Origin of the sequence: Pelomonas candidula (assembly GCF_043555985.1) — a bacterium.
Taxonomy (GTDB): domain Bacteria; phylum Pseudomonadota; class Gammaproteobacteria; order Burkholderiales; family Burkholderiaceae_C; genus Pelomonas; species Pelomonas candidula.
Genome location: NZ_JBIGIC010000044.1, coordinates 1 through 1631 on the forward strand (window position 1 = coordinate 1; position 1631 = coordinate 1631).

The window sequence follows — 1631 nt, forward strand, 5'->3', positions numbered from 1 at the left end:
GGTCTTCGTGGACTTCGATGGCATAGGCCTCGGCCGCGTAGTGCGCGGCCACGCCCGGCTGCAGCATCCACTGTCCGTCTGTGAACTTCATGGGGGGTGGTTCCTGGTTGTCTCCGATGCGCCGGCAATGCCGGCCATCTGAATCGCCTCCGCGTCATCCGATACGAAAGATCGCAGAGCCTGTTTACTTTGTGCGTCGATCAAATTAACATTTGGTCAGACCGAATTGAACCACAACACGACCGGTCCGACCAGAACAACAGGAGACCTCTTGCTAGCCGATCTGACCGGCAGCCAACAACTGCTCAAGACCATGAATCGCATGGCCCTGGTACGGCAAATCTGCCTGAACCCAGGACTGTCGCGGGCGGACTTGGCGTCGGTCGTTGGCCTCACCAAATCCACTGTGAGCCTGCTGGTCCGCGATCTGTTGAACGAGGGCTGGCTGGTAGAACGGGACGTCGTCGCGACGGGAGACATGGGTCGCCGGCCGACGCCCCTGTTCGTGGACCCGGCGCGTCTGTTGATGATCGGCGTGGAAGTCGGCATCGAGTCGTCACGCCTGATTGCCACGTCACTGACGGGCGAAGTCCTGCACGGCGTGACAGCCCAGTACGGTCGCACTCGCGCTGCGGCGGCCTGCATCTCCAGCGTCGCGAAAGCACTGCGAGAACTTTACGGACAGTTCCCCGCGGGCCAGCAGTTTCTCGGCATCGGTGTCGGCCTGCCAGGCGGCGTGACCGAAGCTCGTGGCATCGTCAGCTTTGCACCCAACCTCGGCTGGCGTGATGTCCCTTTTGCGGCGATGCTCGCCGAAGAACTGCGCGGCAGCGATCTCGAGGGCATTCCACTCTTCCTGCAGAACGAGGCCGACGCGGCGGCGCTGGGCGAACTGGAATTCAATCCCACGCCCGACTCCGATCCACTGCTTTATGTCTCCATCAACCAGGGCCTGGGCGCGGGCGTCATCGTCGGGGGACGGCTGCTGACCGGCAGCCGAGGCTACGCCGGCGAGGTGGGGCATATGGTGCTGCAGTTCAATGGCCCACGCTGTTCATGCGGTCGCCGTGGCTGCGCCGAAGCCATGATCGCAACGCGCGCCATCCAGCACGGCAAAGGCGGCAACGCCATCTCGCGTTCGATCCCTGAGGTGCGCGCCGACCTGGCCGCACAGGAGCCGGAAACTCACCAGGCCGTGGCCGCCGCCGGCCACCACCTTGGCATGCTGCTGCTGAACCTGGCTGCTGCCTATGACCCGGGCTGCATCGTTCTCGGCGGCTCGGTCATCGAACTGGGCGACCCGCTTCTGCAGCCTGCCCTTGATGTACTGGACGAATTTGCCACGTTCAGCAGCTCGCCGCGGCCGACAGTTCGCAGATCCCGATTCGGCGCCGACGCCGTCGCCATCGGCGCTGCAGCGCTGGTTCGATATCGCCTGACGCGCCCAGCACTGCCCATGTCCGGGCTCAAGCGCCGCCCCCTTTCTAAAGTACAAGAGGTTCGTTGATGTATCTGGGCATTGATCTGGGCACGTCCGAAGTCAAGCTGCTGCTGCTGGACGGCACGGGCCGCATCGTCGGCACGGCCGGCAGCGCGCTGACGCTGTCCAGTCCCGAGCCGCTGTGGTCTGA

At 64.2% G+C, this 1631-nt stretch carries 2 protein-coding genes; both read left to right on the top strand.

Annotation, left to right across the window (positions count from 1 at the left end; all coding sequences use genetic code 11):
- Positions 1-271 precede the first annotated feature (271 nt).
- Positions 272-1507 carry an ROK family protein gene (locus ACG04R_RS28395; RefSeq protein WP_394418184.1) on the top strand — a complete coding sequence of 412 codons (1236 nt, stop codon included), beginning with the start codon at positions 272-274 and terminating at the stop codon, positions 1505-1507.
- Positions 1507-1631: FGGY family carbohydrate kinase (locus tag ACG04R_RS28400; RefSeq protein WP_394418182.1), on the top strand; the 125-nt coding region annotated here is incomplete at its 3' end. The genes ACG04R_RS28395 and ACG04R_RS28400, both read left to right, overlap by 1 nt.